This is a genomic window from Caloranaerobacter azorensis DSM 13643 (assembly GCF_900129995.1).
Classification (GTDB): Bacteria; Bacillota; Clostridia; order Tissierellales; family Thermohalobacteraceae; genus Caloranaerobacter; species Caloranaerobacter azorensis.
This window is the reverse complement of the sequence record NZ_FQXO01000151.1, coordinates 1-1,240: the sequence shown is the minus strand read 5'-3', so window position 1 is coordinate 1,240 and position 1,240 is coordinate 1. Positions and strand designations below refer to the sequence as shown.

Genomic DNA, 1,240 nt, shown 5'->3' with positions numbered 1-1,240 from the left:
GAAAATAGAAAAATTTATTCTGTAGTTTCCAAATGCGTTAAAAACTTTATATACAATGACTTTGTGGCTTAATTAATCTTGTAAACTGGTGTATTTAGTTGTAACCGGTCTATAAAGTCCTCTAGCCATTTGTTGAAGCAATATCGCTAATACACCGATCCATATCCTGATGATTCCTAATAAAACAAATGATACTATTATAAGAAATGCCATAAAAGATAAAGTTCTAGATTTAGTCTTTTCCATTATTAAATGACACCTTTTAGAAGTTATTACAGCCACAATGTTGAATATAAAAAATATTATACCAAAATACTCAACAGGTATTTCTACACTTTCCATATATGGTTGAAAAAACCAAAACCCAGCTCTATAAAATATAAAGAAAATCATTGAAAACATCATTATTGCTTTAATTTTCTCATGCCTTGCAATATATATTCCACTTTCTTTTATCTGTTTAAAATAATTATTCCCATATTTACCTTCTTTTCCTTCTATTGAAGGCTCAATAAAATTTAAAGTAGTAATTGCTGCTATAAGCATAAATCCAATGGAGATATAAAATGGTAGAAAAATGTTCACTTTATATACAAATCCAGCAATAATAGAGCCTATAGCTTGAGCATATAGAGATAATGACCTTGCATAACCTTCTATACTCTGAAATTCCTTTTCTCTACCAATAGATTTTAATGAATCATATATTAAAGCAGTATCTGCTCCAGATTTCAATGTAGCTCCTAAACTAAAGGTTATTTCGGCTAAAACAAAAACTGGAAATTCATTTCCTATTATATATATTGAAAGACTAACTGCCCATAATATTGCACCTATAAGAATACTAATCTTTCTTCCAAATTTATCTGCAAAAGCTCCTGTAGGTACTTCAAATATAACCACTGAAATAGCCGCTACAGATTGAAGCAGCATAATTTCTGTAAAAGATAATCCTTTTGCAGTAAGAAATAGTACTAATATAGGCCCTAATATTAAAAGATCAGAAAATATAGAATATATGTAATACGTCTTTATGTTTCTTGTTATACTCATTCCTATCCCACCTTTATCAGAAAAATTTTTAGGTTGTTGAGGCATCATGCTATCATAAAAATATGTTTTTGTAAATATTGAATTTCTCTATATATAATCGAGTAGGAGGTAGATGATTAATTCATCTACCGACCTCTCACACCACCGTACGTACCGTTCGGTATACGGCGGTTCATTAGGTTAAGTT

General features: G+C 29.7%; 1 protein-coding gene. It reads right to left on the bottom strand.

The genetic code is table 11. The features are described from left to right. Positions 1-72: 72 nt before the first annotated feature. Positions 73-1,053: an MFS transporter gene (locus BUB51_RS12620; RefSeq protein ID WP_073198193.1), complete on the bottom strand. Its 981-nt coding sequence runs from the start codon at positions 1,051-1,053 to the stop codon at positions 73-75. Positions 1,054-1,240: the final 187 nt, after the last annotated feature.